Source organism: Pseudomonas sp. 10B238, assembly GCF_000970615.1.
GTDB lineage: Bacteria > Pseudomonadota > Gammaproteobacteria > Pseudomonadales > Pseudomonadaceae > Stutzerimonas.
Genome location: NZ_KQ033938.1, coordinates 18,354 through 44,408, shown reverse-complemented (window position 1 = coordinate 44,408; position 26,055 = coordinate 18,354). Strand labels below are relative to the sequence as shown.

Genomic DNA, 26,055 nt, shown 5'->3' with positions numbered 1-26,055 from the left:
AAACGTGGCCATCAACCGGACGAATCATCGGTTTGCTTGTCGAAGATCGAATCGACTGCCGGCACGCGCGTGTCGTTCTCCATTTGAGTCACGTGTTCCAGTTGATGGCTGAAGTTTTCCAGCGAATCTTTGCTCGTATGGGCGTCACTGGTGAAGACCGGTGGGCTCAGCAAGTAGGCCGAAATCAAGCGGCTCATGGCCGCCAGGCTGTCGATGTGGGTGCGCTCATAGCCATGCGTCGCGTCGCAACCAAAGGCCAGCAAAGCGGTGCGGATGTCGTGACCGGCTGCAATCGCCGATTGCGCATCGCTGTGGTAATAGCGGAACAGATCCCGACGCACCGGTACCTCATTGGCTTCCGCCAGTTTCAACAGGTGCCGCGACAGGTGGAAATCATAAGGCCCGCCTGAATCCTGCATGGCTACGGTGACGGCGTGTTCGCTGGATTCCTGACCCTTGGCCGTCGGCGCGATGTCTATGCCGACGAACTCGCTGACATCCCAGGGCAGGGCGCCGGCTGCACCAGAACCGGTTTCCTCGGTAATGGTAAACAGCGGATGGCAGTCGATCGGCGGCTCACGGCCGCTTTCAACCACGGCTTTGAGCGACGCTAGCAAGGCTGCCACTCCGGCCTTGTCGTCCAGATGGCGGGAGCTGATGTAACCGCTGTCGGTGAACTCGGGCATCGGGTCGAACGCGACGAAATCGCCCACATTGATTCCTAGCGCAAGCGTGTCGGCGCGGCCAGCGGTGTATCCGTCCAGGCGCAGTTCGACGTGGTTCCAGCTGATCGGCATCTCATCAACCGCAGTATTGAATGCATGTCCCGAGGCCAGAAGCGGCAGCACGCTGCCCCGGACCACACCGGTGTCGGTGAACACGCTGACGCGGCTGCCTTCGGCGAAACGACTGGACCAGCAGCCCACCGGGGACAAGCCAAGTCGGCCATTGTCCTGGATCTCCCGGACGCTGGCGCCAATGGTATCCAGGTGTGCGGCGATGGCTCGATCCGGGCTGTACCGACGGCCTTTGAGTGTGGCGCGGATGGTCCCGCGACGGGTCAGCTCGAAAGGAATGCCAAGCTCCTTCAGCCGCTCCGCCACGTAGCGAACGATGGTGTCGGTGAAGCCGGTGGGGCTGGGAATGGCGAGCATTTCCAGCAGCACACGCTGCAGGTAGTTGAGGTCTGGTTCTGGAAGCTTGGCAGTCATGATCATTCCTTAGCGGCAAAAAACCGGCTGCCGCCATTCAGGTGAGTGAAGTTGAGCTGCGGTAGTGCCGCAAGCGAGGCGGCTGGGCCATTCCGGCACCTGAGGGTGCCGGAGCCAGGCCATCAACGGCCTGGTTGCCCCGCTAATGGGTGCCGTAGCTGAGTGGAAAGAGCAGGTCGACGAAGCGTTCGGCGGTCGGCTGCGGATGATGATTAGCCAGGCCGACTCGCTCATTCGCTTCAATGAAAACGTACTCAGGCTGGTCTGCCGCCGGCACCAACAGATCGAGACCAACCACCGGGATATCCAGCGCACGGGCCGCGCGGACTGCAGCGTCGATCAGCTCGGGGTGCAGCTGATCGGTTACATCGTCCAGCGTGCCGCCAGTATGCAGATTGGCGGTACGACGAACCGTCAAATGCTGGCCACGTGGCAGCACGCTGTCGTAATCGAAGCCGGCTTCACTGATGCACCGATGGGTTTCCTCATCCATCGGGATTTTGCTTTCGCCACCCGTCGCGGCCTGGCGACGGCGACTCTGGGTTTCGATCAGTTCTTGGATGGAGTGGCTGCCGTCGCCAACCACTTCAGCCGGACGTCGAATTGCCGCAGCAACCACGCCATAGCCGATCACCACGATGCGCAGATCAAGGCCGGGATGGAAGCTTTCGAGCAAGACGCGTTGATCGAAGTGACGTGCTCGGGTAATCGCCTCCTCCACGTCCTCAGGGCTACGAAGATCGACCGAGACCCCGTGGCCCTGTTCGCCATCGAGTGGCTTGACCACGACACTGCCATGCTTTTCCAGAAACGCCTCGTTATCCTCTGGTGTCCCTGCGAGCTGCTGCGCTGGCAGTTTGAGCCCAGCGCGGGCGAGGGTGCGGTGCGTCAGGCTCTTGTCCTGGCACAACGTCATGCTCACCGCTGAAGTGAGGTCCGACAATGACTCGCGGCAGCGTACCTTTCGGCCGCCCTGGGTCAGGGTGAACAGGCCAGCTTCGGTGTCGTCGATGGTGATTTCTATGCCGCGACGCCGTGCCTCGTCGACGATGATCTTGGCATAGGGATTCAGCTCGGCTTCCGGGCCAGGCCCTAGAAACAAGGGTTGGTTGAAGGTGTTCTTGCGTTTGACCGTGAAGGTCTGCAGGTCACGGAAACCGAGCTTGGCGTAGAGCGCCTTGGCCTGCTTGTTATCGTGTAGCACCGACAAATCGAGGTAGGCCAGCCCGCGCCCCATATAGTGTTCGATCAAATGGCGAACCAGCGCTTCGCCAACGCCAGGGCGGGTGCAGGTTGGCGCGACCGCCAGACACCAGAGGCTGGATCCGTTCTCCGGATCGTTGAAAGCCTTGTGGTGATTGATGCCCATCACGCTGCCGATGATCTGGCCGGAGTCGTCGTCTTCGGCCAGCCAATAAACCGGACCACCTTGCTCTCGTGGGGTGCACAGCTCCGGGTTGACGGGCAGCATATGGCGGGACTGGTACAGGCTATTGATCGCTTTCCAGTCCTCCTCGCTCTGGGCGCGCCGAATGCCGAAACCGCGGAAGCTGCGGCGGGCCGGGCGGTAATCGGTGAACCAGATGCGAGAGGTGTCCGAGGGGTCAAGGAACAGCTGCTGCGGCGCATAGGCGAGCACCTGGTGCGGCGCGGCAACGTACAGCGCAATGTCCCGCTCCCCGGCCTGTTCATGGAGCAGGTCGGCAGCGAGCTTTTCAGGGTCGGAGTAGGTGTGTCCGATCAGGATGCGGCCCCAGCCACAGTGCAGGGTTACGGGCGCCTGAGGTTCCGCCTGGCCATCTTCCGCGAGTCGTTGCTGCAGGCGCTCGTAGGTCGGTGTCTGGCCGCGTAACAGCCGCTGTCCATAGGCTTGAGACTTCTGCATGGTACGTTCCTTGGAGCTTGTCACGACGTCACGGCATTTTTTGTATCAACTGGCCTTGGCGCCGTGCCGTCATGATCGGGTTCTTAGAGGCCTTGTTCGCTCAACCATAGATTGACCGCTGCCAGCTGCCACAATTTCGAGCCGCGCAGGGGCGTCAGTTGGCCCTCGGGGTCGTTGAACAGCTTGTCCAGCATTGCCGGGTTGTACAGCCCGCGATCCTGGCTCGGGTCCGTCAGCAGCTCGCGCACCCAATTCAGTGTGTCACCCTGCAGGTGCTTGAGGCCCGGCACCGGGAAATAGCCCTTGGGGCGGTCGATGACCGCGGCTGGGATGACCTTGCGCGCGGCTTCCTTGAGCACATATTTGCCGCCATCGGGCAGCTTGTACTTCGCAGGAATTCGTGCGGAAAGCTCGGCCACGTTGTGATCGAGAAACGGCACCCGTGCCTCTAGGCCCCAGGCCATGGTCATGTTGTCGACGCGTTTGACCGGGTCGTCGACCAGCATCACCGTACTGTCGATTCGCAGGGCCTTGTCGACGGCCGCATCAGCGCCCGGCTGCGCGAAGTGCTGACGAACGAAATCACCGGAGAAGTCGCCCTTGACCCACTGCTGCTGCACGGTGTCGGCGTACTCCTCGAAGCTGCGGTCGCGGAAGGCGCTGAGATAAGCCTCGACAGGGTCCTCGGCACCGTCCACCTGCGGATACCAGTGATAGCCAGCGAACAGCTCATCGGCACCTTGACCGCTCTGAACCACCTTGCAGTGTTTGGACACTTCCCGTGAGAGCAGGTAGAAGGCGATGCAGTCGTGGCTGACCATCGGTTCGCTCATAGCGCGAAAGGCAGCAGGCAGCTGTTCGAGGATTTCTTTCTCCTGAATCCGCAGCTGGTGATGGCGCGTCCCGTAATGCTGTGCAATCAGATCCGAATACTTGAATTCGTCGCCACGCTCGCCACCGGCGTCCTGAAAGCCAATGGAGAAGGTCTGCAAGTTGTCCGCAGCGCCGGCTTCGCGAAGCAGGCCGACCAGCAAGCTGGAGTCGACACCACCGGAAAGCAGCACGCCCACGTCAACCGCCGCGCGATGGCGCAAGGCGACGGACTCGCGCAAGGTTGTCAGGGTGCGCTCCTGCCAGTCTTCGAAGCTATAGCCTTGCTCCTCTTCTGATGCCCCGAACTCCAGCGTCCACCAGCGGTGTTGGCTGGTCTTGCCGCTGGCATCAACACGCATGAAGGTGCCGGGAGGCAGCTTCTCGATGCCCGCAATCAGAGTGTCCGGTGCCGGCACCACGGCATGGAAGCTCATGTAGTGGTTCAGTGCCACCGGGTTCAGCACACCGGCAATGTCACCGCCCTTGAGCAACGCCGGGAGCGTCGAGGCGAAGCGCAGGCGCTCGCCGGTGCGTGACAGATAGAGCGGCTTGATGCCGAGACGATCACGGGCGATGAACAGTTCCTGTACGTCGCGCTGCCAGATGGCGAAGGCGAACATGCCGTTGAGGCGCGGCAATAAGGCTTCGCCCCAGGCATGAAAGCCCTTGAGCAACACTTCAGTGTCACCCTCGGAGAAGAAGCGATAGCCCAGTGCCTCGAGCTCGGCGCGCAATTCCGGATAGTTGTAGATGGCGCCGTTGAAAACCATCGACAAACCGAGTGCCGAATCGACCATTGGCTGACCCGAGGCCTCGCACAGGTCCATGATTTTCAAGCGTCGGTGACCGAGCGCCAGAGGGCCTTGGCTGTTGAAGCCACAGGCGTCTGGGCCGCGAGCAGTCAGGGATTGAGTGATGCGTTCAACCGCGGCCAGATCGGCCGGTTGATTATCGAAGCGAAGTTCGCCAGCTATGCCGCACATAAGATCCTTACCGGTGTTGCCGTTGGGGAGTGTGACTGATGCTCGGATCGCGAAGTTCAGGTTTTCAGACCAGCGTATAGCGCTCTGGCTCGCCGGCTGCGGTGATCATTCAGGTGCGTCCCGCACAGGCTGAATCGCGCCCTGCTGCGTCAGTCAGGTTTTACAGGGAAACAAAGGAAGTGCTTTCATGTCAAACCGTGACCCAGCTGATTATGTTGTTTATGAACGAAGAAAATATTCGAGCTGAAACTATCGAAAAGCCGGAGAGCAGGCTTGAATTGTCGCTGTTTCAGGCTCTGCGCCGGTTGCAGCAGGACGCCGAAATGCATGCCAAGCGGCTGGCACGTTACGGTGGACTGAGCCCGGTGCAGCTAATGATTCTGCAGGTGCTTGCGAGCGAGCGACAGCTCACCGCCAGTGCGCTGAGCAAGCGCGTCAGCCTTACGCCTGCAACCCTGTCCGGGCAGCTCGACCGGCTCGCCGAGCGCGGACTTCTGTCGCGCCAGCGTGATGATCAGGACCGCCGCCGCCAATGGTTGCTGTTGACTGAAGAGGGCCGCGCACTGCAGCAACAGGCCCCGTCTTTGCTGCCGCCGGAGTTCGTTGCACGTTTCGCGGCGTTGCCGGAATGGGAGCAGCACGGAATCACTGCGGCGCTGCTTCGCGCCGCCTCGATATGCGGTTCGAGGGAATAGTCAGCAGCCCGGCTGAGCCTGCCGTCTGCTATAGGCGAAAGCCCTCGACGATATGCTCGGCCAGTGTTTCGCTGACTTGCGACTGACTACGTTCGTTGCGCAGCAGGACAATGCTGCTCAAGGGTAGCTCCGGCATGCCTTCCGCTTCGCCCAGCAAGCGCATGTCGGCCGTGACCAGGCTCTGCAGCTGCGCGGTCACCGCGAGCCCGGCGTTGACCACGGCCATCAGCGCTGAAAGGCTCGGGCTGGTATAGGCGACCCGGTAGGGAACGTCCAGGCTGTCGAGTGCGTTGCAGGCCCAGGCGCGGCAGAAGCAATCGGTATTGAACATGGCCAGTGGCATGGGCCGTTGTTCATGGGTGTTGAAGCCCGGCGCTTCAGCCCAGACGAAACGCTCGCGGCGCAGTAACTGCCCGATCTCGGTACCCGGCTCGCGGGTGACGATGGACAGATCCAGGTCGCGTCGCTGCAGCAACTGGTAAGACGGTTCGCAATGCACCTCCACCTGCACCAGCGGATAGGCCTGGGCGAAGCGCGACAGGATGCCGGGTAGGAAGCGCATCACATAATCGTCTGGAGTGCCGATGCGCACCGAGCCGACCATGTGCGGCTCACGCAAGGTGGTCAGCACCTCACCGTGCAGCTTGAGAATTCTTCGCGCATAACCAAGCAGGATCTGGCCTTCTGCGGTGAGCTTGACCTGGCGCCCGTCGCGCTCGAATACCGAACGTTGCAGTACGTCCTCTTCCAGCCGCTTCATCTGCATGCTGATTGCCGACTGCGTGCGATTGACGGCTTCCGCAGCACGGGTGAAGCCGCCGTGGTCGGCAATTGCCACAAAGCTGCGCAGCAGCTCGGCATCGATACTCGGGTAGTTGGCCATTCATCAATCTCCGAGATGGACATCATCATAAACATTCGTTGGATTGATCATAAGCCCGGCGGGACACTGGCGCCATCCACTCGGAGGTGTACCCGATGAAAAGCCATGCTGAGTTCGTTCAATCTTGCGCCCGGAGCGCAACGCCCCATTTCTCGCTCGGACGGTCGCTGCGTGCGGCCTGGCAGCAGTTCGGCCGCTGGCACGCGCTGTATCGCCAGCGCCAGCAACTGGCCTCGCTGAGTGATGAGATGCTCAAGGACATCGGTTTGAGCCGGGCCGATATCGAAACCGAAATCACCCGGCCATTTTGGGATGAGCCGTTTCGCCGAGGCTAATCTTTGGCAGCTTGGTCACGAGGCTCGAATAGGCAGGCGCTCGATGAGACGCTCAGTCGATCCGTCGAATGAGCTTGCGCAGCAGGAATCGATTGGGGTGGCAGGCTTCGGCGATGGCGCGCGGTACGGGCAGCGGTTCGTCATTCAGCCACGCGGCGAGCAGCTCGCCCGACAGTGGCGCGGTGATCAGGCCGCGCGAGCCGTGTGCGGTATTGACGTACAGCCCATCAAGCCAGGGACACGGAGTGTCAGGCACTTGCCGAGCATCCTTCGCCAGCACGGCATAGGCTTCGGCGAAGCGTGCTGGATCGGCCAGCGCGCCGATGATGGGTAGATAGTCAGGGCTGGTGCAGCGGAACGCGACGCGTCCATGCAGTTGGTCGATATCGACGGTGTCGGCCTCGAGGCGCTGATGCAGATCAGCGGAAATCTCCGCCAGCATCTCCAGGTTGGAGTGATGTTCCGCTGCGCTTGGAGCCGGGTCGGTTTCGGCGAAATTGAAGCTCGCACCCAACGTGTGCTGACCCTCACGGGGCGGGGCGACGTAGCCCTTGGCGCAGAGCACGGTGCGCAATGCGCTGCTTCGTTCGGTCACCGTCAGGGCGGTGATCTGTCCGCGGATTCGCTTGAGCGGCAGCCAGGCACTTTGGCTGAACCGCGCAGCGTCGGCGGCGCCAGCCAGAATCACTACCGGCGCCTCGGCCAGCAGCTCATCGCCGATCAGTGCCTGCCACTGCTCGCCGGCGCGACGCAGCTCGACCGGGTGCTGGTGGCGAAGCAGCTCGATGTCGGGGTGCGCGATCAGCCAGCGACACAGCGCTGGCGGGTGCGCCCAACCCGCGTCCGGATAGAGCAGCCCGCCATGGTTCAGCGCCACGCCCGCCAGCTGCTCAGCTTCCTCGCGCTGCACCGCGCGCAGCAGACTGGGCGGAAAGGCATCGGACAGTGCTGCTTGGCGGGCGCTTTCCTTGTGGTCGAAGGCAAGCTGCAGCACGCCACAGGCATCCCAGTCCTGGCCTTGCTGCAGGTTCTGCAACAACCGACGGGTGTAGCCAAAGCCGCTGGCGACAAGCTGCGAAAGCGCGGTGCCGTGCGCTGACAGCTTCAGATAGAGCACACCCTGTGGATTGCCAGAACCCTCTTGGGCGACGTCGTCATGCCGCTCCAGCAGTGTCACCTGCCAGCCGCGCGCCGCCAGGCTGGCAGCGCTGGCGCAACCCGCGAGGCCTGCGCCGATGATCAGTGCCTTGCGCTGCGTTGGTTTATATGACGGGCGCGCGAACCACGGGCTCTCCAAGGTTTTTGGCGATGCGGCAAGGTGACCCTGGATGTTTTCCCACTTCTGGCCGAAGCCCGGTATCCGCTTGATCTCAAAGCCCGCCTCTTTGAGGGCTCGTCGCACACTGCCGGCGCTGCTGAAAGTCGCCAGCGTGGCACCCGGGGCGGACAGCCGCGCCACCTGCTCAAATAGCTCGGGCTGCCACATGTCCGGGTTCTTCGGCGGAGCAAAACCATCGAGAAACCAGGCGTCTACCTGGGCATCCAGTTCTTTCAGCTGGTCGAGCGCATCGCCTACCAATAGCGTCAGCGTCACCTGACCGAAACGAAATTGCTGGAATCCCGGATTGACCGCCACATACTGGTCCAGCAACTGGCGCGCCTGCAGCTGCAGCTCGGGCCACAACGTCAGCGCGCGACGAAGGTCGTCGCGCGTGAGTGGATGCTTTTCAACACTGACGAAGTGCAGGGCGCTATTGGCAGGCGCAGTGCGCTCGAACAGCGCCCAGGCGCAAAGGAAACTGAGGCCGGTACCAAAGCCCGTTTCGCCAATCACCAGGCGCTCCCCAGCCTGAAGAGCGGCGAAACGTTCGGCCAATCGGTTGGGTTGCAGAAATACGTGGGTGGTTTCGGCCATGCCTGAGCCGCGAGAAAAATATACGTCACCATAGCGCCGCGATTGCGGTTGGCCGTTCTCGTCCCAGTCGAGCTCGGCATGTTCAAAACCGGGTGAGATCGCGGCGGACATCGACGTTTCCTGCGGAGAAAAATCGCGATTCTAGCAGCAGCGCGAAACCTGCTGCGGGCGCGCTTTGTCGCATCGGTAAGCGCGCAGGCCAGCGCACCATGCGCTAACAGACGGAGCTGCATCAGTACTGCAGCTACCTTGGCCTGCTAGGGTTCATCACAGCATCCATTCTTGGAGTACACGATGTTCGAGTCCGCAGAAATCGGCCACACCATCGACAAGGACACCTACAACAAAGAAGTGCCCGTTCTGCGTGAAGCGTTGCTGCAAGCGCAGTACCGCCTCAAAGAGCAGGCGCGGTTTCCAGTGCTTATCCTGATTAATGGCATCGAGGGTGCCGGAAAAGGCGAAACGATCAAGTTGCTCAGCGAGTGGATGGACCCGCGGCTAATCCGGGTCGACAGCTTCGATGTGCCGACCGACGAAGAACTCTCGCATCCGCCCGCCTGGCGTTACTGGCGTCGCCTGCCCCCGAAAGGACAGACCGGTATCTTTTTCGGTAACTGGTACAGCAAGTTGCTGGAGGACCGGGTCCATGGGCGCATTAAGAAAGCTGAGCTGGAGCTGGCGATCGACCGTGCTCAGCGGTTCGAACGCATGCTCTGCGCTGAAGGCACGCTGATCTTCAAATTCTGGTTTCACCTGTCCAAGGACCGCATGCTGCAGCGCCTTGAGTCGCTAAAGGATGATCCGCTGCACAGCTGGCGCATCAGCCCGCTGGATTGGCAGCAGTCGAAAACCTACGACCGGTTCGTCAAGCACGGTGAATTGATCCTGCGCCGCAGCAGCCGGGACTTTGCACCCTGGTACGTCATCGAGGGCAGCGACGAACGATACCGCAGCCTGACCGCCGGCCGGTTGCTGCTCGAGGGGCTCAATGCTGCGCTGGACGCTGCGGACCAACCGCTCTCGCAGCCGCACACGGCGACGATCGAGCTGAAGCTCGATCAGGCGAGCCTGCTTGGCAGTCTCGACATGCAGCAATCGCTCAGCAAGGACCATTACAAAGAGCAGCTGGGACATGAACAGGCAAGGCTGAGTCAGCTGCTGCGTGATCCGCGGCTGCGCAAGCGTGGGGTGCTGGCCCTGTTCGAGGGCCACGACGCGGCGGGCAAGGGCAGCGCCATTCGCCGGGTCACGGGTGCGCTGGATCCGCGGCTGTATCGCACCATACAAATCGCCGCGCCCAGCGAGGACGAACTGGCGCAGCCATGGTTGTGGCGATTCTGGCGCAACGTCCCGGCGCGCGGGCAGTTCATCATTTTCGATCGATCCTGGTACGGCCGCGTGCTGGTCGAGCGTGTCGAGGGCTTCTGCTCGCCAGACGAGTGGCTGCGGGCCTATACCGAGATAAACGAGTTCGAGGAACAGCTGGTCGACGCAGGCGTAGTGGTGGTCAAGTTCTGGCTCTCCATCGACAAACAAACGCAGCTGGAGCGTTTCAAGGAGCGGGAAGATACGCCGCACAAACGCTTCAAGATCACCGAGGAAGACTGGCGCAATCGCGAAAAATGGGACGACTACAGCAATGCCGTGGCGGACATGGTCGATCGCACCAGCACCGAAATTGCGCCCTGGACGTTGGTTGAGGCCAACGACAAGCGCTTTGCCCGGGTCAAGGTATTGCGCACGCTCAACGACGCGCTGGAAGAAGCGATCAGCTGAGTTTCAAGGAACGGCGGACAATGGCCAGCCATATCCCTGCTGAATGTTCGTCGCCTTTGGTGAAGGGCCGGAACTATGCTCGGTCCATCGTCAACAGGCCGGCCGCCGCAGCGGCCGCCCAACCATTCGAGGTATGCCATGCGTGAAGTAGTGATCGTCGACAGCGTACGGACCGGCCTGGCCAAGTCCTTCCGCGGCAAGTTCAACATGACCCGTCCTGACGACATGGCGGCTCATTGCGTCAACGCGCTGCTGTCGCGTAACGGGCTGGACCCAAAGCTGGTAGAGGACTGCATCGTCGGTGCCGGCTCCAACGAGGGCGCACAGGGCTACAACATCGGTCGTAACGTGGCGGTGCTGTCGAACCTGGGCATCCAGTGCGCGGGCATGACACTCAATCGCTTCTGCTCGTCCGGCTTGCAGTCCATTGCCATCGCGGCCAATCAGATCGCTTCCGGCTGCAGCGACATCATCGTTGCCGGTGGCGTCGAGTCGATCACCATGACGGCCAAGAGCCGCAACAGCGATAACCTCTTCAACCCGGTTTTGCAAGAGCGGGTGCCGGGTCTATATCACAGCATGGGCCAGACCGCCGAGCTGGTTGCGCGCCGCTACAACGTCACCCGTGAACAGCAGGACATCTACTCCCTGCAGAGCCAGCAGCGCACTGCACGAGCTCAGGCGGAAGGCCTGTTTGACGATGAGATCGTTCCGATGAACGTTCGCTACTTCACCGAGGACAAGAACGCCGGTGAGCGCACCGAGCATGAAGGCGTGGTCGATCGTGACGACTGCAACCGCCCGGACACCACACTGGAAAGCCTGTCGGGTCTCAAACCTGTGTTCGCCGATGATGGTTCGGTGACCGCTGGCAACGCTTCGCAGCTGTCCGACGGCGCCTCAATGACCTTGGTCATGAGCCTGGACAAGGCCATCGAACTGGGCCTCAAGCCGCGTGCCTTCTTCCGAGGCTTCACCGTGGCCGGGTGTGAACCGGAAGAGATGGGTATCGGCCCGGTGTTCTCGGTGCCGCGCCTGCTGCAGGCCCGAGGGCTGCAGGTCAACGACATTGATCTCTGGGAGCTCAACGAAGCCTTTGCCTCGCAGTGCCTGTATTGCCGCGATACGCTGGAAATCGACAATGAGAAGTTCAACGTCAATGGCGGCTCGATTTCGATCGGCCACCCATTCGGCATGACCGGTTCGCGCACCGCGGGCCATCTGGTTCGCGAGCTGCAACGCCGCAACCTGCGTTATGGAGTCGTTACCATGTGCGTTGGTGGCGGAATGGGTGCGTCTGGGCTGTTCGAAGCCGTGCGCTGAAGCAGTCGTCGCAGGGACGCCTAATAGAAACCCGCGCCAGATGGCGCGGGTTTTTCATGCCTGATCATTATCTGGTCGCTCCTTGGCTGGGCTTCAGCTCGTGCGCCAGGCTATCCGGTCTGCGTCTGGCTCCAGGCTAGCGATGCAAAGGTGCAGCATGTGCCAGAGACGACTGAGTTGCTCTGCGGTGAAGTTTTCGGTGGGCTGAAGCCCACCCTACGACGTAACCTGGCCTGTAGGGTGGGCTTCAGCCCACCGTATATATGGCGGAAGCAGTCAGCTAGATAGATAAAAACCCGCGCTTGGCGCGGGTTTTTTATTGCCACAGTCTGGCCACTGAGGCCCGTAGGGTGGGCTTCAGCCCACCACCCCGCGGCTAGGTTGCTACCTCAGCTCAGCTGCGGCTGGACTCCAGCATGGTTTCAGGTCGCACCCACTGGTCGAACTCCTCATCGGTCAAATAGCCGAGCGCCAGTGCCGCTTCGCGCAAGGTAGTGCCTTCGGCATAGGCCTTCTTGGCGATCTCGGCCGCCTTGTCGTAACCGATGTGCGGGTTCAGTGCTGTCACCAGCATCAGCCCCCGCTCCAGATGCTCGGCCATGCGTGCCGCGTCCGGCTCGAGGCCGACGATGCAATGCGCGTTGAAGTTGCGGCAACCATCGGCCAGCAGTCGGATCGATTCGAGCATGTTGTGCACGATCACCGGCTTGAACACATTGAGCTGTAGATGGCCCTGGCTCGCGGCGAAGCCGACCGTCACGTCGTTGCCCATCACCTGGCAGGCAAGCATGGACAATGCCTCGCACTGCGTCGGGTTGACCTTGCCTGGCATGATCGAGCTGCCCGGCTCATTGGCTGGCAAACGCACTTCGGCGAAACCACCGCGCGGGCCCGAGCCGAGCAGCCGCAGGTCGTTGGCGATTTTCATCAGCGCCGTGGCCAATGTTTTCAGGGCGCCGGAGAGTGCGACCAGCGGCTCATGGCCGGAAAGGGCGGCAAACTTGTTCGGCGCAGACACGAACGGAAGACCGGAGAGTGCCGCCAGTTCAGCAGCAATCGCTTCGGCGAAGCCATGCGGGGCGTTGAGACCAGTGCCCACTGCGGTGCCGCCCTGGGCCAGTTCGTAAACGGCGGGCAGCGAGTGTCGAATTGCCTGTTCGGCGATATCCAGCTGGGCCACGAAGGCCGACAACTCCTGGCCGAAGGTCACGGGGGTTGCATCCATCATGTGGGTGCGCCCGGTTTTGACCAGCTGACCATAGCGTGCCGCCTGTTCGGCGATGCCGCCAGACAGCTCGGCGATGGCGGGCAACAGATCGTCTTGGATCGCTCGCGCAACGGCGATGTGCATGGAGGTGGGGAAGCAATCGTTGGAGCTCTGTGCGCGGTTGACGTGGTCGTTGGGGTGCACCGGGCTCTTGCCGCCACGTGCTCCGCCGGCCAGTTCATTGGCGCGCCCGGCAATAACCTCGTTGACGTTCATGTTGCTCTGGGTGCCGCTGCCCGTCTGCCAGACCACCAGAGGAAACTGATCGTCGTGCTGGCCGTGGAGTATTTCGTCGGCGGCCTGTTCGATTAGACGCGCGATGTCCGGCGGTAGATCGCCTATGCGGTCGTTGACCCGCGCCGCGGCTTTCTTGATCAGCGCCAGCGCATGGCAGACGGCAAGGGGCATGCGCTGGTCGCCGATGGCGAAATTGATCAGCGAGCGCTGTGTCTGGGCGCCCCAGTAAGCCTGTTCCGGGACTTCCACTGGACCCAGGCTGTCGGTTTCGGTGCGTGTCATGCCGTGCTCCATCGATGAGGTATCCCTGTTAGGTTGCTGGCTGTGGGCACAGGTTCAATCTGGCCTGCAGCTGTTCCTTGAGCGCCGGGAACTCCGCGCGCAGAATGTGTCCATTGAGGCTCACTTAACGATCGCCAAGGATCATCTCATGCACATTCTTCGTACATTCGGCCTTTGTAGCGTTCTGTCGATGGCGCTCCTCAGCGGCCAGGCCAACGCTGACAGTGCGGGTCACCAGGCCCAAGCCGAGCGTTTCCTGGAGCTGGTCAACGCTGATCGACTCGCTGTGCCGGTGTATGCCCAGGTGCAGCAGATGTTCGCCGAGCGCTTCGAGCAGACCCAAGCGCCCGCGAGCAAGCGCGCACTGCTCGAACGCTACCAATCGAAGGCCGATGCTGCGCTGGACAAGGCCATCGGCTGGGAGCAGGTCAAGCCGGACCTGATCACGCTCTATACCGAAACCTTCACCGAGCAGGAGCTCAGCCAGTTGAACGACTTCTACGAGTCGGCGCTTGGCAAGAAGATGCTGACCAAACTGCCGGAGCTGAATGCGCGTTCGGCGCAGGTTACCCAGGCCAAGCTGCAAAGCGCTGTGCCCCAGGTCAACAAGCTGCTGGCAGAGATGACTGCCGAACTCGATACTCAGAAAAAGCCCTGACGGAGCCGCCCGGATGTCCAAACTCGAATCCATCGAACAGACGCTGCAAAGCGCACTGCAACCTCAGCATCTGCAAGTGCTGGACGAAAGCCACACGCACAGCCGCGGCCAGGAAACCCATTACAAGGCGGTGATCGTCAGCGAGCAGTTCGCCGGCCTGAATGCGGTCAAGCGCCACCAGCGCGCCTACGCTGCAATGGGCGATCTCATGCAACAGATTCACGCCCTGGCACTGCACACCTACACCCCGGAAGAGTGGACCGAGCAGGGCGTCGCGCCTGCGTCACCGGTCTGTGCCGGGGGGCACAAATAACAAGCTGTCTGGCGGCTTTAGGCCTGATCAAGATTTGTTGCTAGAATGCGCGCCGCGCCGGCTCACGCCGGCGTTGTCGTTTTCGCATTCCCGGTCCGCCCTTTGCGTGGGCGACCACTGGAGGAAGTACCCGCATGACCCAGAAGATCGTCGTTGCGGCGCTGTACAAGTTCGTCTCTCTGCCGGACTACGTCGCGTTGCGTGAACCCCTGCTCGAAACCCTCGATGCCAACGGCATCAAAGGCACGCTGTTGCTGGCCGAAGAAGGCATCAACGGCACTGTGTCCGGCAGCCGTGAAGGGATCGATGCCTTGCTCGCCTGGTTCGGGACTGATGCCCGCCTGGCCGACATCGATCACAAGGAATCCTACTGCGACGAGCAGCCCTTCTACCGCACCAAGGTCAAGCTGAAGAAGGAAATCGTCACCCTGGGGGTGCCCGGCGTCGATCCCAACCAGCGCGTCGGCACCTACGTCGATCCGAAGGACTGGAATGCGCTGATCGAAGATCCGGAAGTGCTGTTGATCGATACCCGCAACGACTACGAAGTGGCCATCGGTACCTTCGAAGGCGCAATCGACCCGCAAACCAAATCCTTCCGCGAGTTTCCCGATTACATCAAGGCGCACTACGACCCGGCCAAGCACAAGAAGGTCGCGATGTTCTGCACCGGAGGCATCCGCTGCGAGAAGGCTTCCAGCTACATGCTTGGCGAGGGCTTCGAGGAGGTTTATCACCTCAAGGGCGGCATCCTGAAATACCTCGAACAAGTGCCGCAAGCAGAAACGCGCTGGCGCGGCGACTGCTTCGTGTTCGACAACCGGGTGACCGTCCGTCATGACCTCACCGAGGGCGACTTCGACCAATGCCACGCCTGCCGTACACCGATCTCGCTGGAGGACCGCCAATCGGAGCACTACGCTCCAGGCATCAGCTGCCCCCACTGCTGGGATAACCTCAGCGAGAAGACGCGTCATAGTGCGCGTGAGCGGCAGAAGCAGATCGAACTGGCGCTCGAGCGCAACCAGCCACACCCCATTGGCTACAACTATCGCAAGGCGGGTGTGTAACCGAGTACAGCCATGAAGCGCGCTACACGCGCTTTACCCTGATAGAACCGGAGCGCCGATGAGCAGCCGACTGATCTATGTGATGGACCCGATGTGCTCATGGTGCTGGGGCTTCGCGCCGGTCGTGCAGGCACTGATCGAACAGGCCCAGGCGCGCGGGGTGGGTTCGGAGCTAGTGGCTGGTGGGTTGCGCCAGGAACGTACCGCGATGGATCAAGCCGCTCGTGACCGAACTGCCTCCTACTGGCACGCAGTACATGAGGCGAGCGGCCAGCCTTTCAACTTCGAGGCGGGCTTGCCCGACGGGCTGGTCTACGATACCGAGCCGGCTTGCCGTGCGCTGGTTGCTGCACGTGATCTCGACAGCCAAGCCGCGTGGCGACTCGCTGGGCTGATCCAGCGGGCCTTCTACGTTGAGGGGCGCAACGTCACGCTGCCTCCGGAACTTGTCGAGCTGGCCGAGACCGCTGGAATTCCGCGTATCGAGTTCGCCGACCGCTTCGATTCCCAGGCCGCACGTGATGCCACCGTTGCGGACTTCGAGTGGTCGCGCAATCTTGGTATCGCGGGGTTTCCTACCTTGCTGGCTGAACACGATGGCCAGCTAGCATTGGTGACGAACGGATTCCAACCGCTCGAAGCGCTATCACCGCTGCTGGCGCGCTGGCTGGATCACAATATCAATGCCTGATCAGCTCAGCTGGGCCGAAATCCGCCGCCTCGCCCTTCACCATCGCAAAGCCCTGGTGCTGGCCAATCTGGTCGCGGTGCTGGCGACGCTGTGCAGTGTGCCGATTCCCTTGTTGTTGCCGTTGCTGGTCGACGAGGTGCTGTTGAAGCAGGGCGACGCAGCCCTGGAGGTCATGAACAACTTTCTTCCGGCGGAGTGGCAGACCGCCGTAGGCTATATCGGCCTGATGCTTTGCATAACGCTGTTGCTGCGCGCATCGGCTCTGATTTTCAACGTTCTGCAGGCGCGTCTGTTTGCCCGATTATCGAAGGATCTGGTCTATCGCATCCGTGTACGGCTGATCGAGCGGCTCAAGCGTATTGCGCTGAGCGAATACGAAAGCCTGGGTGGAGGGACCGTTGCGGCACATCTGGTCACCGATCTCGAGACTATCGATAAATTCATCGGCGAGACCCTCAGCCGGCTGTTGGTCGCCGTGTTGTCCATTGCCGGTACGGCAGCGATCCTCCTCTGGATGCATTGGCAGCTGGCGCTGTTGATCCTGCTGTTCAATCCTCTGGTGATCTACGCCACGGTGCAGCTGGGCAAGCGCGTCAAACACCTGAAGAAGCTGGAGAACGACAGCACGTCGTTATTTACCCAGGCGCTCACCGAAACGCTAGATGCGATTCAGGAAGTGCGCGCCGGTAACCGCCAGGGGTTCTTTCTCGGACGCCTCGGCCTGCGGGCGCGGGAAGTGCGCGATTTCGCGGTGGCCTCGCAGTGGAAGACAGACGCCTCCAATCGCGCCAGTGGGCTGCTGTTCCAGTTCGGTATCGACATCTTTCGTGCCGCGGCCATGATCACGGTGCTGTTTTCGGACCTGTCTATCGGACAGATGCTCGCGGTGTTCAGCTACCTGTGGTTCATGATCGGCCCGGTGGAGCAGCTGCTCAATCTGCAGTACGCCTTCTACGCGGCGGGCGGTGCGCTAAGCCGCATCAACCAGCTGCTGGCGCGTGCCGACGAGCCGCAATATCCCGGTGGTCAGGATCCGTTCGTTGGCCGCGATACCGTCGACATTCAAGTCCAGGGGCTGCGTTTCTCCTATCAGGATGAGCCGGTCCTGGAAGGGCTGGATTTGTCCATCGGGGCGGGTGAGAAGGTGGCTATCGTCGGTGCCAGCGGCGGCGGCAAGAGCACCCTGGTGCAGTTGCTGTTGGGGCTCTATCAGCCGCAGGCCGGACATATTCGTTATGCAGGGGTCGAGGTGCAGGATATCGGGCTGCCAACGGTTCGCGACAACGTCGCCGTAGTGCTGCAGCATCCGGCCCTGTTCAACGACACGGTGCGCGCTAATCTGCTGATGGGGCGCGAACGGGACGATCAGGCATGCTGGCGTGCGCTGGAAATAGCTCAGTTGGCCGACACGATCCGGCAGCTGCCAGCCGGACTGGACAGCATCGTTGGTCGTTCCGGTGTTCGCCTCTCAGGGGGACAACGACAACGACTGGCGGTGGCGCGCATGGTGCTGGCTGAGCCCAAAGTGGTCATCCTTGATGAAGCTACGTCGGCTCTGGATGCCGCCACCGAGTATGCCTTGCATCAGGGACTCAACCGCTTCCTGCAAGGGCGCACGACACTGATCATCGCTCACCGTTTGTCGGCGGTGAAACAGGCCGATCGGGTGCTCGTTTTTGACGGCGGGCGCATTGCGGAGCAGGGCGATCACCAGCAGCTGATTGCTGACGGCGGGCTCTACGCCAAGCTTTACGGGCATCTTCAGCAACATTGAGGCTGGCATCGGGCACAACCCTGAGCGCGCAGTGCCAGCCGGCTCAGTGCGCGCTGGCAAATTGACGTCAATTCCTGATTAAATTGCGACGCTTTCGCATTCAACTTTAGTCGCAACCTGCCGACTCCATAAGCGCGCTTACTTTTTAGGGATTCTCTGATGCAATCCGTCGATTTTTTCGCCAACCTTTCCGTCGGCAAGAAGCTGCTGCTCGGCTTCGCCATGGTCCTGCTGCTGACTTTGGGTGTCGCCGGGACCGGCTTTTACGCCGTGGACTCGATCCTGAATCGCTCATATCAGATGAATCAGCTGTTACGGATCAACGCTGCGATTCTGGAAGCCCGTGGCCTGGAGCGCGACTTTGCACTGACTCGCAGTGACGAATCCGCCGCGGCCTTGCGCAGCACGCTGGCCAAGCTCAATCAAGAGCTGGACGAGCTTGCGCAAAGCTCGTCTGAAGAAGACCAGCAGAAGCTGCAGCAGATTCGCAGCGATGCGGCCGTCTATGCCGATAATTTCACTCAGTACGGTGAGCTGATCAGCAAAGGTGTGGCGCTTCGCGAGCGTATGGCCGATGCCGCACAAAAAAGCCGTGAAGAGTTTGAATACATCGAACTGGATATGTACGACGCCGTGCGCGTATTGCGTCTGGAAGGTGACCACTTGAAGGGCAGCGACCCGCTGACCATCGCCGAAGCGGCGTCCGGGCTGACCAAGCGCATCCTCGATCTGCGTACCTTCGAAAGCATGTTCATCGCCCATAGCGCGCAAGCCGCGGTGGACAGCTGGAACGAGTCCTATGCGGACGTGACCACCATCGGCAGCAGTCTGAAAACCTGGCTCAACGACGAGCAGAAAGCCACCATGGATGGTGCGCTCAACGCTCTAGCGGCCTATCAGCAGGCGTTTGGTGAGTTCCGCAACAACCGCGCCGAGCGCATCGCGCTCGAGCAAGCGATGGTGGGCCAGGCTCAGCGCATCCTGGATACGGCCGATCAGGCATTGGCGGGTGCGACCGAGGCCATGCAGGAGCAGCGCCGCAGTGCCTACACGTGGCTCGGAATCATCAGCGTTCTGGCCGTGGTAATTGGGCTGGTGGCCGCGACGGCGATCTCCCGCATGATCGTCGTACCGCTGCGCTACACCGTACAGCTGGCGCAGCGCGTGGCCGAGGGCGACCTGACCCAGTCGCAGAAGGTGACCCGTCGCGACGAACTCGGCCAGCTGCAGAAAGCGATGTCCGACATGACTGAGAGCCTGCGCACCTTGATCGGCCGCATCGGCAGTGGTGTCGGTCAGATTGCTACCGCCGCGGAGCAGTTGTCCGCGGTGACGGCGCAGACCAGTGCTGGCGTCCAGAAGCAGCGGGTCGAGACTGAACAGGTCGCTACCGCCATGCACGAGATGGCAGCGACCGTTCAGGAAGTAGCACAAAACGCCGAGCAGGCATCGCATGCAGCCCGCGAGGCCGACCAGCAGGCGCGCCAGGGCGATCGCGTCGTTCAGGAGGCTATCGGTCAGATCGGCAGCTTGTCTGGCGAGGTCGAACATTCCGCTCATGCCATCGAAGAGCTGAATACCGAAAGCGGTCGTATCGGCACCGTGTTGGAAGTGATTCGTGCGGTGGCTGAACAGACCAACCTGCTCGCACTCAACGCGGCGATCGAAGCCGCCCGCGCCGGTGAACAGGGCCGCGGTTTCGCCGTGGTGGCTGATGAGGTCCGCGCCCTGGCTCGCCGCACCCACGACTCCACGGAGGAAATCGAAGGCCTGATCGCCAACCTGCAGCGCGTAGCGCAAAAGGCCGTTGAGCAAATGCAGACCAGCCGTAACCTGACCCAACGCACCGTCGACCTGGCCAGCGAAGCAGGCATCGCGCTGGGTCGCATCACCGAGTCGGTTTCGACCATCGAGCAGATGAACCAGCAGATCGCGGCGGCAGCCGAGCAGCAGAGCGCCGTCGCTGAGAACATCTCCGAGAGCGTGACCCGTGTTCGCGACATTGGCGAGCAAAGCGCCAGCGGCAGCGAGCAGACCGCCGCGGCCAGTGCTGAGCTGGCGCGCCTGGGCGTCGAACTGCAAGGGCTGGTGGCGCGCTTCCGCACCTGAGTTTTTCTCTGCAACCCCAAAGCCCCGGTTCTTGCCGGGGCTTTGTCGTTTATAGCGCTGAACTCCAGCGAGACTCCACCTATCTAGAAAGGTGACGCGGCTGCGGCTGCATGCTCGGGAGAAGAAGATTGAACGCCTTGTCGCTCGCCGGTTTCTGCCTCGAAATCGAGGCTGCCCAACGATGAAAACCAACGTATTCGCTGCGGGCGAGTCCCGGCTGAAGCAGGCGATCACTGGCCCAGCGCTGTTTCTGTTCATCCTCGGTGACGTGCTGGGTGCCGGCGTTTATGCGCTGGTCGGCAAGATTGCTGGTGAAGCGGGCGGGGCGGTCTGGGTGCCGCTGGTGGTCGCGCTGGGTTTCGCCATGCTCACCGCGGCGTCTTATGCAGAGCTGGTCACTAAATATCCAAAGGCTGGCGGCGCGGCGGTGTTCGCCGAGCGGGCATTTGGCAAGCCATTGGTGTCCTTTCTGGTGGGCTTTTGCATGTTGGCTGCGGGTGTGACAAGCGCGGCGGGATTGTCCCTGGCGTTTGCTGGCGATTACCTCGGTGCCTTTCTCGACACCCCGGCGGTGCCGACTGCGCTGGTGTTTCTGGCGATCGTTGCGCTGCTGAACGCTCGTGGCATCAAGGAGTCGCTGGGAGCCAACACGGTAATGACAGTGATCGAAGTGTCCGGCCTGTTGTTCGTGGTGGTGCTGGCCGCACGCTTCCTTATGAGCGGGCAGGGCGAGCCGTCGCGGGTATTGGAGTTCGCGCCTGGCGTGTCGCCTGCGATCGCCGTACTTGGCGCGGCGCTGATCGCTTTCTATTCATTTGTCGGCTTCGAGGTGTCAGCCAACGTGGCCGAAGAGGTCAAAGATGTGCGCCGCAACTATCCGCGCGCGCTGTTCGGTGCGTTGTTGGTGGCGGGGCTGGTCTACGTGGGGGTTGGTATCGCAGCCACGGCGATACTTCCGCCAGCGGCCTTGGCGGAATCATCCGCACCCTTGCTCGACGTGGTGCGCGCCACCGGTTATGCCGTTCCGCACTGGCTATTCGCGGCGGTAGCGCTAGTGGCGGTCGCCAATGGCGCGCTGCTCACCATGATCATGTCCAGCCGGTTGGCCTACGGTATGGCCGACGAGGGGCTGCTGCCCTCTGTTCTGACCCGCGTACTGCCTGAACGGCGCACGCCTTGGCTGGCAATCGTGCTGACCACATTGTTAGCGATGATTCTGACCGTAACCGGTACGCTGACAGCCTTGGCGGAGACAGTAGTGCTATTGCTGTTGTTCGTATTCATGAGCACCAATGTCGCGGTGCTGGTGTTGCGCAAGGACAAGATCGACGCGCCGCATTTTCGCACGCCTACCCTTCTGCCTGTCCTGGCGATCCTCTCCTGTCTGGTGTTGCTGTCCCAGCAAGGCGCCGGCACCTGGTTGCGTGCCGGGTTGTTGATGGCGCTGGGTGCCTTGCTCTATGGAATCGGGCATTGGCGTAAAGGGCGCGCGGCGGTTAGCGTCGATTGAGCTCAGCGGCCCATTCAGCCAAGGGCAGCCCCGGCTGTTGATGCCAGATGCGCTGCCAGATCTGCTTGAGTCGGCTCATATCGCCGCGTTCGGCTGGGAGTCGGTCGACAAAAGGGATCAGCCTCCAGTCAGCGCTGTTTCGCTCGGCCAGGGCGAAGCGGAAGGGGTGGAAGCCGGTCATGCCGAGGCGCACGTCGGTTACCAACAGCTGGCCCGCAACTTCGTCGTAGCGCAACACGCCGCCCGTGAACCATTGCAAACGAGCATGCTGCGGCGACTCGCTCAGTACCGCGGCGAGCCGTTTGCCACGTGGAATGGCTACCAGTTCGGGTGGTCGGTCATCGAACCAGCTCACCAGCGCTTCATGGTAGCGATCATCGCCGATGACGATGACCCGCCATAGCAGGCTGTTGAACGGTGTCGGTGTGCTGAATATCTGACTCGCCTGAATGTCTTGCTCCGCCATCACCGTTTCCACGCGCTGCTCGGCCATTTGCTTGCCTGTCAGGGTGAAGCCGAGATACGCCGTCGACAACGCCAGCGCGACACCCGCCAAACGGGGGCTGCGACCCTTCAACCCCGCAATGGCACCGACCAACACCACCAACAGCAACGGGATGCTGTAGAGAGGGTCAATGATAAATACGCTGGACCAGGCCACCGGCGGTGTGGCCAGCGGCCAGAATAGCTGGGTGCCATAACTGGTGAAGGCGTCCAGCAACACATGCGTCACCAGCACCAGCCAGACCGTGAGGAACAGGCGCATACCGCTGTAAGCCGGATCAGGTCGTATTCGTCGCGCCAGCCAGGCCAGCACAACGGCCAGCGTGCTGAGCACGAAGAGTGAGTGGCTGAAGCCTCGGTGATAGGTCATGTCGGCAATTGCATCGCCATAATCGATGACCACGTCAAGGTCGGGCAGCGTGCCGAGCACTGCACCATAGAGCAGGGCCTTGCGGCCTTGCCAACGGCCCAACATTGATGCCTGAACCGTGGCGCCGAGAAGGGCTTGGGTTATCGAGTCCATGCAGGGTTCCATCTGTTTCGAGTGCGCTACGGTAGCCGAACCGGCTGACCCGTAGCGGCTCCAAATCATATAAAAACATGTCCGCAACGCTCCGGTTGTGGACAATGACCTTTCCATCCCGATTGTTGAAGGACCGATGCTCGACATATCCAGCAATGTGCAGCTAGCCGACAGCGAGATCGAACTGACCGCCATCCGCGCCCAGGGTGCCGGCGGGCAGAACGTCAACAAGGTGTCCAGTGCGTTGCACTTGCGCTTCGATATCAACGCGTCGTCATTGCCACCGTTCTACAAGGAGCGCTTGCTGGCGCTGCGCGACAGTCGCATCACCAGTGACGGTGTAATCGTGATCAAGGCGCAGCAGTACCGGACTCAGGAGCAGAATCGCGCCGATGCCTTGGAGCGTCTGGCCGAGATCATCCGTAGCGTGACGAAAGTGGAAAAAGCGCGTCGCCCAACGCGTCCCACGCTGGGCTCGAAAAAACGGCGCCTGGAAGGCAAGACCAAGCGCGGTGCGATCAAGGCTGGGCGTGGCAAAGTGGATTTCTGAGACCTGCCAGCGGCATTGCACCGCTGGCAGACACGACTCGCCTGGTTCGGGCTTGCCCTGCAAACCTGTAATCGCGAGTCGCTAAGAGCTCAACAATGTAGCGAACGCCAGGATCAGCCCAGCATCGCTCGCCTAAGAATGCGTGCCGGTCCGCGGTTCGACGGCCTCTTCTTCGTCGACGGGCTGCTGGCCTTCGTCGAGGATGTCCGCCTCGGCGATCTCGCCCTCCGGCGTATCGGGCATCAACTCGAGCACGGTATGGCTGGTGCGCAACATCGGTGTGAAATGGCCGTGCGGCTCGGTTACCAGATCGAATACGCGGCGCGAGCGGAAGTAGGAATAGAGGGCCAGAAACGCCAGGGTAACCGCGAAGAACACCGGCAGCGCCTTGGGTCCGAAAAAGCTCATCAGGCCGCCTGCTATCACCGGGCCAAAGGCCGCGCCGAAACCGTTTGCCAGCAACAGGCCGCTGGAGCCCGACAGGATCTCGTCCGGGTGCAGCTGGTCAACCATCTGAGCCACGGCGATCGAATAGATGGAAAACGCCAGACCACCCCAGACGAACATCATCCCCAGCAGCAGGGGGCCGGAGGTCAGGGGGGTAATCAGACCGCCAATCACCGCAGCGATTGCCACAACCCAGAGCAAGACCAGTCGACGATCATGCTTATCGGAAAACAGCCCGATGGGCCATTGCAGAACGGCACCCCCGAGAATGGTGATACTCATCAGCAGACCTACGCCCGAGGCGTCGAAACCGCTCTGCGAGGCGTAGACCGGCGCCAGCCCCCAGAATCCTCCAAGCGTCAGGCCGGAGATCCCGGCGGCCATCAGCGGCAGCGGGGCGATTCGAGCCAACTGCAACAGGTCGGTCGCCGGCATGTCGGGCTGCGCGGGTTGTGCCTGGCGTGTCAGGGTAATCGGCATCAGCGCGGCGCAGATCAAGATTGCAGCCAGCGCAAAAAGCGTGAAGTTCATGGGGCTGTCCAGGCTCAGCAATTGCTGAGCGGCGGCCAGCGAGCCAAGGTTGACGGCCATGTACAGCGCAAACACCTGACCGCGTTTTTCTCCACTGACCTGCGCGTTGAGCCAGCTTTCGATAACCATGTACAGCGTGACCAGGGCGACGCCATACATCACGCGCAGCACCAACCACACCCATGGATTCACGATCAACACGTGAAGCAGCACGGCGATCGAGGCAAGGGCGGCGTAGAAAGCGAAGGTCCGGATGTGGCCGATGCGCCGGATAAGCGAAGGCGCCAGCCAAGTGCCGACGAGAAACCCGGCGAAGTAGCCGGACATCAGCAGGCCGATCAACCCAGTGGAGTAGCCTTCTTCGATGCCGCGCAGCGTCAGCAGCGTGTTCAGCAATCCATGGCCGAGCAGGAGAAATGCAACTCCACCCAGCAGCGAGCTGATGGGGGCTAGTAACGACGTCATAACAAAACAACCTTGAGCAAATTTATCCGTGAAGGCAGGCTGCCATGTCGCGGGCGGCGTACCGTTATATCCATAAGTGACTGAATCACTTGAGTATCTGATTGTCGACGCATTGGCCTATGCAGCTTGGGCAGCATCTTTGGCCGAGGATTCAAAACGAAGCGGAATTTCCTTGAAGCGCCCGTGTCGGCTGCTCGTCCAGCCTGAAACCGGTACCCCCGGCCGTGCTGAGTGACGCTCTGGTCAGCCAAACACAAACGCTGAGCTACAAGCTTGGCCCAAAGTTTCCGTTTTGTCCCGGCATCATCCCCGCGACCAATGCCCGCGCATTACCGAGCAGGGCGTTTGGACGATGCACAGCAATTTGGCGGGCTTTTCACAAGCGTCACGCCGTCCAGCGTTGGCCGGGTCGATCCATTTCGTAAACCGGAATGCTGCGCTCGCGAACTGCCGAGGGTTAGCCCTGCGTCACCAACGCTGCCGCATGGTACCGCTATGTCGGAATACAGCCGATTCGGGATGCTGCGGACGCCGGCTTCGATCATCCGGCACACGACTTCGAAACTTGAAAGCCAGATGCGCAGCGATAACTGGCGGCGGCCGGCAAGACCGAAACCATCACAGCAGTGCGGCGAGTGGCGCCGTGGCCGATGTCTAGGGCGTCTGGGCTGAATTCGGTGCAGATCGAACATGGCTGCCGTGGCCGCCAACCAGCCTTAACCAGCTCGGGTCGAGCACTCTAAGCGGCAGCTGGGAAGGGTGGCACCAAGGGGGCGCTAACCCTTCCCGGCAGTAGTAGGCCCCGTCTTACGGGACGCCGAACGACTGCTAGCGGTTCAGTGCCGTGGGCTCTCTTCCGGCATGCTCATGAGTTGTCTTTCCATATTCCAGTCGAACGGTTCGTCGTTCTGCTCCGCTTCATAGCGACGCTCTTCCAGCCGCTGGAAGATTTCGATCTCTTCGTCCGGCATGAAGTGAAGGCAGTCGCCGCCGAAGTACCAGAGCAGATCACGCGGAACCAGATGTGCAATCTGCGGGTAGCGGTGAAAGACCTGGCAGATCATGTCTTGGCCCATGTGCCGTTCTTCCGGCACGTTCTGAAGGTTCATGATCAGCTCGTCGAACCGCTCGAGAAACAACGCATGGCTTTCTTCCGAAACCTGTTCGGTTTCACCCATGGCAAGCAGGATGCCACGCAGATGGGCCAGAAGCGCCAGGTTGTGATCGTGATAAGGGTTGGCCATG

At 61.5% G+C, this 26,055-nt stretch carries 21 protein-coding genes and 1 pseudogene; 13 read left to right on the top strand and 9 right to left on the bottom strand.

The features are described from left to right. Positions 1-11 precede the first annotated feature (11 nt). From RT21_RS17585 to RT21_RS17575, 3 genes are all read right to left on the bottom strand, one after another. Positions 12-1,211 carry an osmoprotectant NAGGN system M42 family peptidase gene (locus RT21_RS17585; protein WP_045428247.1) on the bottom strand — a complete coding sequence of 400 codons (1,200 nt, stop codon included), beginning with the start codon at positions 1,209-1,211 and terminating at the stop codon, positions 12-14. A gap of 142 nt (positions 1,212-1,353) precedes the next feature. Beyond that, positions 1,354-3,096, bottom strand: coding sequence for an N-acetylglutaminylglutamine synthetase (gene ngg / locus RT21_RS17580; RefSeq protein ID WP_046163761.1), 1,743 nt, complete (start codon positions 3,094-3,096; stop codon positions 1,354-1,356). Between the two features lie 83 nt (positions 3,097-3,179). Continuing rightward, the gene (locus tag RT21_RS17575; RefSeq protein ID WP_046163760.1) at positions 3,180-4,952 is read right to left on the bottom strand and encodes an N-acetylglutaminylglutamine amidotransferase; all 1,773 of its coding nucleotides are present in this window, start codon (positions 4,950-4,952) and stop codon (positions 3,180-3,182) included. Positions 4,953-5,173: 221 nt separating this feature from the next. Here RT21_RS17575 and RT21_RS17570 point away from each other — a divergent pair, with 221 nt between their 5' ends. After that, complete coding sequence (locus tag RT21_RS17570; RefSeq protein WP_045431930.1) at positions 5,174-5,647, top strand: MarR family winged helix-turn-helix transcriptional regulator; 474 nt, start codon at positions 5,174-5,176, stop codon at positions 5,645-5,647. Between the two features lie 28 nt (positions 5,648-5,675). On the opposite strand, the gene RT21_RS17565 is transcribed toward RT21_RS17570, so the two are convergent. Further along, positions 5,676-6,530 carry a LysR substrate-binding domain-containing protein gene (locus tag RT21_RS17565; protein WP_045428240.1) on the bottom strand — a complete coding sequence of 285 codons (855 nt, stop codon included), beginning with the start codon at positions 6,528-6,530 and terminating at the stop codon, positions 5,676-5,678. Between the two features lie 95 nt (positions 6,531-6,625). Between RT21_RS17565 and RT21_RS17560 the strand changes: the two genes are divergently transcribed. Next, entirely contained in the window at positions 6,626-6,865 is a 240-nt protein-coding gene (locus RT21_RS17560) for a DUF1127 domain-containing protein (RefSeq protein WP_046163759.1), read from the top strand. Between the two features lie 52 nt (positions 6,866-6,917). On the opposite strand, the gene mnmC is transcribed toward RT21_RS17560, so the two are convergent. Beyond that, the gene (mnmC, locus tag RT21_RS17555) at positions 6,918-8,891 is read right to left on the bottom strand and encodes a bifunctional tRNA (5-methylaminomethyl-2-thiouridine)(34)-methyltransferase MnmC2/FAD-dependent 5-carboxymethylaminomethyl-2-thiouridine(34) oxidoreductase MnmC1 (RefSeq protein ID WP_046163758.1); all 1,974 of its coding nucleotides are present in this window, start codon (positions 8,889-8,891) and stop codon (positions 6,918-6,920) included. 183 nt (positions 8,892-9,074) lie between these two features. Between mnmC and pap the strand changes: the two genes are divergently transcribed. Then, positions 9,075-10,556 (top strand): polyphosphate:AMP phosphotransferase, encoded by a 1,482-nt coding sequence (gene pap / locus RT21_RS17550; protein ID WP_046163757.1) that lies wholly within the window; start codon positions 9,075-9,077, stop codon positions 10,554-10,556. Between the two features lie 138 nt (positions 10,557-10,694). Continuing rightward, positions 10,695-11,879, top strand: a complete 1,185-nt coding sequence (locus RT21_RS17545) for a thiolase family protein (RefSeq protein ID WP_046163756.1) — start codon at positions 10,695-10,697, stop codon at positions 11,877-11,879. Between the two features lie 394 nt (positions 11,880-12,273). Here RT21_RS17545 and RT21_RS17540 read toward each other — a convergent pair whose 3' ends face one another. Next, positions 12,274-13,665, bottom strand: coding sequence for a class II fumarate hydratase (locus RT21_RS17540; RefSeq protein WP_046163755.1), 1,392 nt, complete (start codon positions 13,663-13,665; stop codon positions 12,274-12,276). 148 nt (positions 13,666-13,813) lie between these two features. Between RT21_RS17540 and RT21_RS17535 the strand changes: the two genes are divergently transcribed. From RT21_RS17535 to RT21_RS17505, 8 genes and pseudogenes are all read left to right on the top strand, one after another. Beyond that, the gene (locus RT21_RS17535) at positions 13,814-14,323 is read left to right on the top strand and encodes a DUF2059 domain-containing protein (protein ID WP_046163836.1); all 510 of its coding nucleotides are present in this window, start codon (positions 13,814-13,816) and stop codon (positions 14,321-14,323) included. 13 nt (positions 14,324-14,336) lie between these two features. Next, a complete protein-coding gene (locus RT21_RS17530) occupies positions 14,337-14,636 on the top strand; it encodes a BolA family protein (protein WP_046163754.1) in 300 nt (99 codons plus the stop codon). Between the two features lie 134 nt (positions 14,637-14,770). Beyond that, positions 14,771-15,706, top strand: a complete 936-nt coding sequence (locus RT21_RS17525; RefSeq protein WP_046163753.1) for an oxygen-dependent tRNA uridine(34) hydroxylase TrhO — start codon at positions 14,771-14,773, stop codon at positions 15,704-15,706. Between the two features lie 58 nt (positions 15,707-15,764). Further along, positions 15,765-16,397: a DsbA family protein gene (locus RT21_RS17520; RefSeq protein WP_046163752.1), complete on the top strand. Its 633-nt coding sequence runs from the start codon at positions 15,765-15,767 to the stop codon at positions 16,395-16,397. Further along, positions 16,390-18,171 carry an ABC transporter ATP-binding protein gene (locus tag RT21_RS17515; RefSeq protein WP_046163751.1) on the top strand — a complete coding sequence of 594 codons (1,782 nt, stop codon included), beginning with the start codon at positions 16,390-16,392 and terminating at the stop codon, positions 18,169-18,171. Before RT21_RS17520 ends, RT21_RS17515 begins: the two co-directional genes overlap by 8 nt. Positions 18,172-18,330: 159 nt before the next feature. Beyond that, a pseudogene (locus RT21_RS24470) lies at positions 18,331-19,422 on the top strand (methyl-accepting chemotaxis protein); the annotation flags it as partial. Beyond that, positions 19,408-20,280, top strand: a complete 873-nt coding sequence (locus RT21_RS24465; protein WP_371263624.1) for a methyl-accepting chemotaxis protein — start codon at positions 19,408-19,410, stop codon at positions 20,278-20,280. The pseudogene RT21_RS24470 and the gene RT21_RS24465, both read left to right, overlap by 15 nt. Positions 20,281-20,461: 181 nt before the next feature. Next, positions 20,462-21,790 carry an APC family permease gene (locus tag RT21_RS17505; protein ID WP_046163749.1) on the top strand — a complete coding sequence of 443 codons (1,329 nt, stop codon included), beginning with the start codon at positions 20,462-20,464 and terminating at the stop codon, positions 21,788-21,790. Here the strand turns inward: RT21_RS17505 and RT21_RS17500 are convergent. Beyond that, complete coding sequence (locus RT21_RS17500; protein WP_046163748.1) at positions 21,777-22,817, bottom strand: metal-dependent hydrolase; 1,041 nt, start codon at positions 22,815-22,817, stop codon at positions 21,777-21,779. The genes RT21_RS17505 and RT21_RS17500 overlap by 14 nt on opposite strands. Before the next feature lie 136 nt (positions 22,818-22,953). Here RT21_RS17500 and arfB point away from each other — a divergent pair, with 136 nt between their 5' ends. Beyond that, complete coding sequence (gene arfB / locus RT21_RS17495) at positions 22,954-23,367, top strand: alternative ribosome rescue aminoacyl-tRNA hydrolase ArfB (protein WP_045428199.1); 414 nt, start codon at positions 22,954-22,956, stop codon at positions 23,365-23,367. A 132-nt stretch (positions 23,368-23,499) separates the two neighbouring features. Here arfB and RT21_RS17490 read toward each other — a convergent pair whose 3' ends face one another. Together RT21_RS17490 and RT21_RS17485 are read right to left on the bottom strand one after the other, a co-directional pair. Next, the gene (locus tag RT21_RS17490) at positions 23,500-24,810 is read right to left on the bottom strand and encodes an MFS transporter (protein ID WP_046163747.1); all 1,311 of its coding nucleotides are present in this window, start codon (positions 24,808-24,810) and stop codon (positions 23,500-23,502) included. 836 nt (positions 24,811-25,646) lie between these two features. Next, on the bottom strand, positions 25,647-26,054 hold the full coding sequence (locus RT21_RS17485) for a PA2817 family protein (RefSeq protein WP_046163746.1): 408 nt from the start codon (positions 26,052-26,054) through the stop codon (positions 25,647-25,649). Position 26,055 lies beyond the last annotated feature (1 nt).

Excerpts from the sequence above, each read along its gene's own strand:
- RT21_RS17560 (WP_046163759.1), top strand. The coding sequence starts at position 6,626 with ATGAAAAGCCATGCTGAGTTCGTTCAATCTTGCGCCCGGAGCGCAACG.
- RT21_RS17485 (WP_046163746.1), bottom strand. The coding sequence starts at position 26,054 with ATGGCCAACCCTTATCACGATCACAACCTGGCGCTTCTGGCCCATCTG.
- RT21_RS17570 (WP_045431930.1), top strand. The coding sequence starts at position 5,174 with ATGAACGAAGAAAATATTCGAGCTGAAACTATCGAAAAGCCGGAGAGC.
- RT21_RS24465 (WP_371263624.1), top strand. The coding sequence starts at position 19,408 with ATGTCCGACATGACTGAGAGCCTGCGCACCTTGATCGGCCGCATCGGC.
- RT21_RS17545 (WP_046163756.1), top strand. The coding sequence starts at position 10,695 with ATGCGTGAAGTAGTGATCGTCGACAGCGTACGGACCGGCCTGGCCAAG.
- RT21_RS17520 (WP_046163752.1), top strand. The coding sequence starts at position 15,765 with ATGAGCAGCCGACTGATCTATGTGATGGACCCGATGTGCTCATGGTGC.
- RT21_RS17530 (WP_046163754.1), top strand. The coding sequence starts at position 14,337 with ATGTCCAAACTCGAATCCATCGAACAGACGCTGCAAAGCGCACTGCAA.
- RT21_RS17505 (WP_046163749.1), top strand. The coding sequence starts at position 20,462 with ATGAAAACCAACGTATTCGCTGCGGGCGAGTCCCGGCTGAAGCAGGCG.
- RT21_RS17525 (WP_046163753.1), top strand. The coding sequence starts at position 14,771 with ATGACCCAGAAGATCGTCGTTGCGGCGCTGTACAAGTTCGTCTCTCTG.
- RT21_RS17500 (WP_046163748.1), bottom strand. The coding sequence starts at position 22,817 with ATGGACTCGATAACCCAAGCCCTTCTCGGCGCCACGGTTCAGGCATCA.
- RT21_RS17540 (WP_046163755.1), bottom strand. The coding sequence starts at position 13,665 with ATGACACGCACCGAAACCGACAGCCTGGGTCCAGTGGAAGTCCCGGAA.
- arfB (WP_045428199.1), top strand. The coding sequence starts at position 22,954 with ATGCTCGACATATCCAGCAATGTGCAGCTAGCCGACAGCGAGATCGAA.
- RT21_RS17585 (WP_045428247.1), bottom strand. The coding sequence starts at position 1,211 with ATGACTGCCAAGCTTCCAGAACCAGACCTCAACTACCTGCAGCGTGTG.
- RT21_RS17565 (WP_045428240.1), bottom strand. The coding sequence starts at position 6,530 with ATGGCCAACTACCCGAGTATCGATGCCGAGCTGCTGCGCAGCTTTGTG.
- RT21_RS17535 (WP_046163836.1), top strand. The coding sequence starts at position 13,814 with ATGCACATTCTTCGTACATTCGGCCTTTGTAGCGTTCTGTCGATGGCG.
- mnmC (WP_046163758.1), bottom strand. The coding sequence starts at position 8,891 with ATGTCCGCCGCGATCTCACCCGGTTTTGAACATGCCGAGCTCGACTGG.
- RT21_RS17490 (WP_046163747.1), bottom strand. The coding sequence starts at position 24,810 with ATGACGTCGTTACTAGCCCCCATCAGCTCGCTGCTGGGTGGAGTTGCA.
- RT21_RS17515 (WP_046163751.1), top strand. The coding sequence starts at position 16,390 with ATGCCTGATCAGCTCAGCTGGGCCGAAATCCGCCGCCTCGCCCTTCAC.
- RT21_RS17575 (WP_046163760.1), bottom strand. The coding sequence starts at position 4,952 with ATGTGCGGCATAGCTGGCGAACTTCGCTTCGATAATCAACCGGCCGAT.
- ngg (WP_046163761.1), bottom strand. The coding sequence starts at position 3,096 with ATGCAGAAGTCTCAAGCCTATGGACAGCGGCTGTTACGCGGCCAGACA.
- pap (WP_046163757.1), top strand. The coding sequence starts at position 9,075 with ATGTTCGAGTCCGCAGAAATCGGCCACACCATCGACAAGGACACCTAC.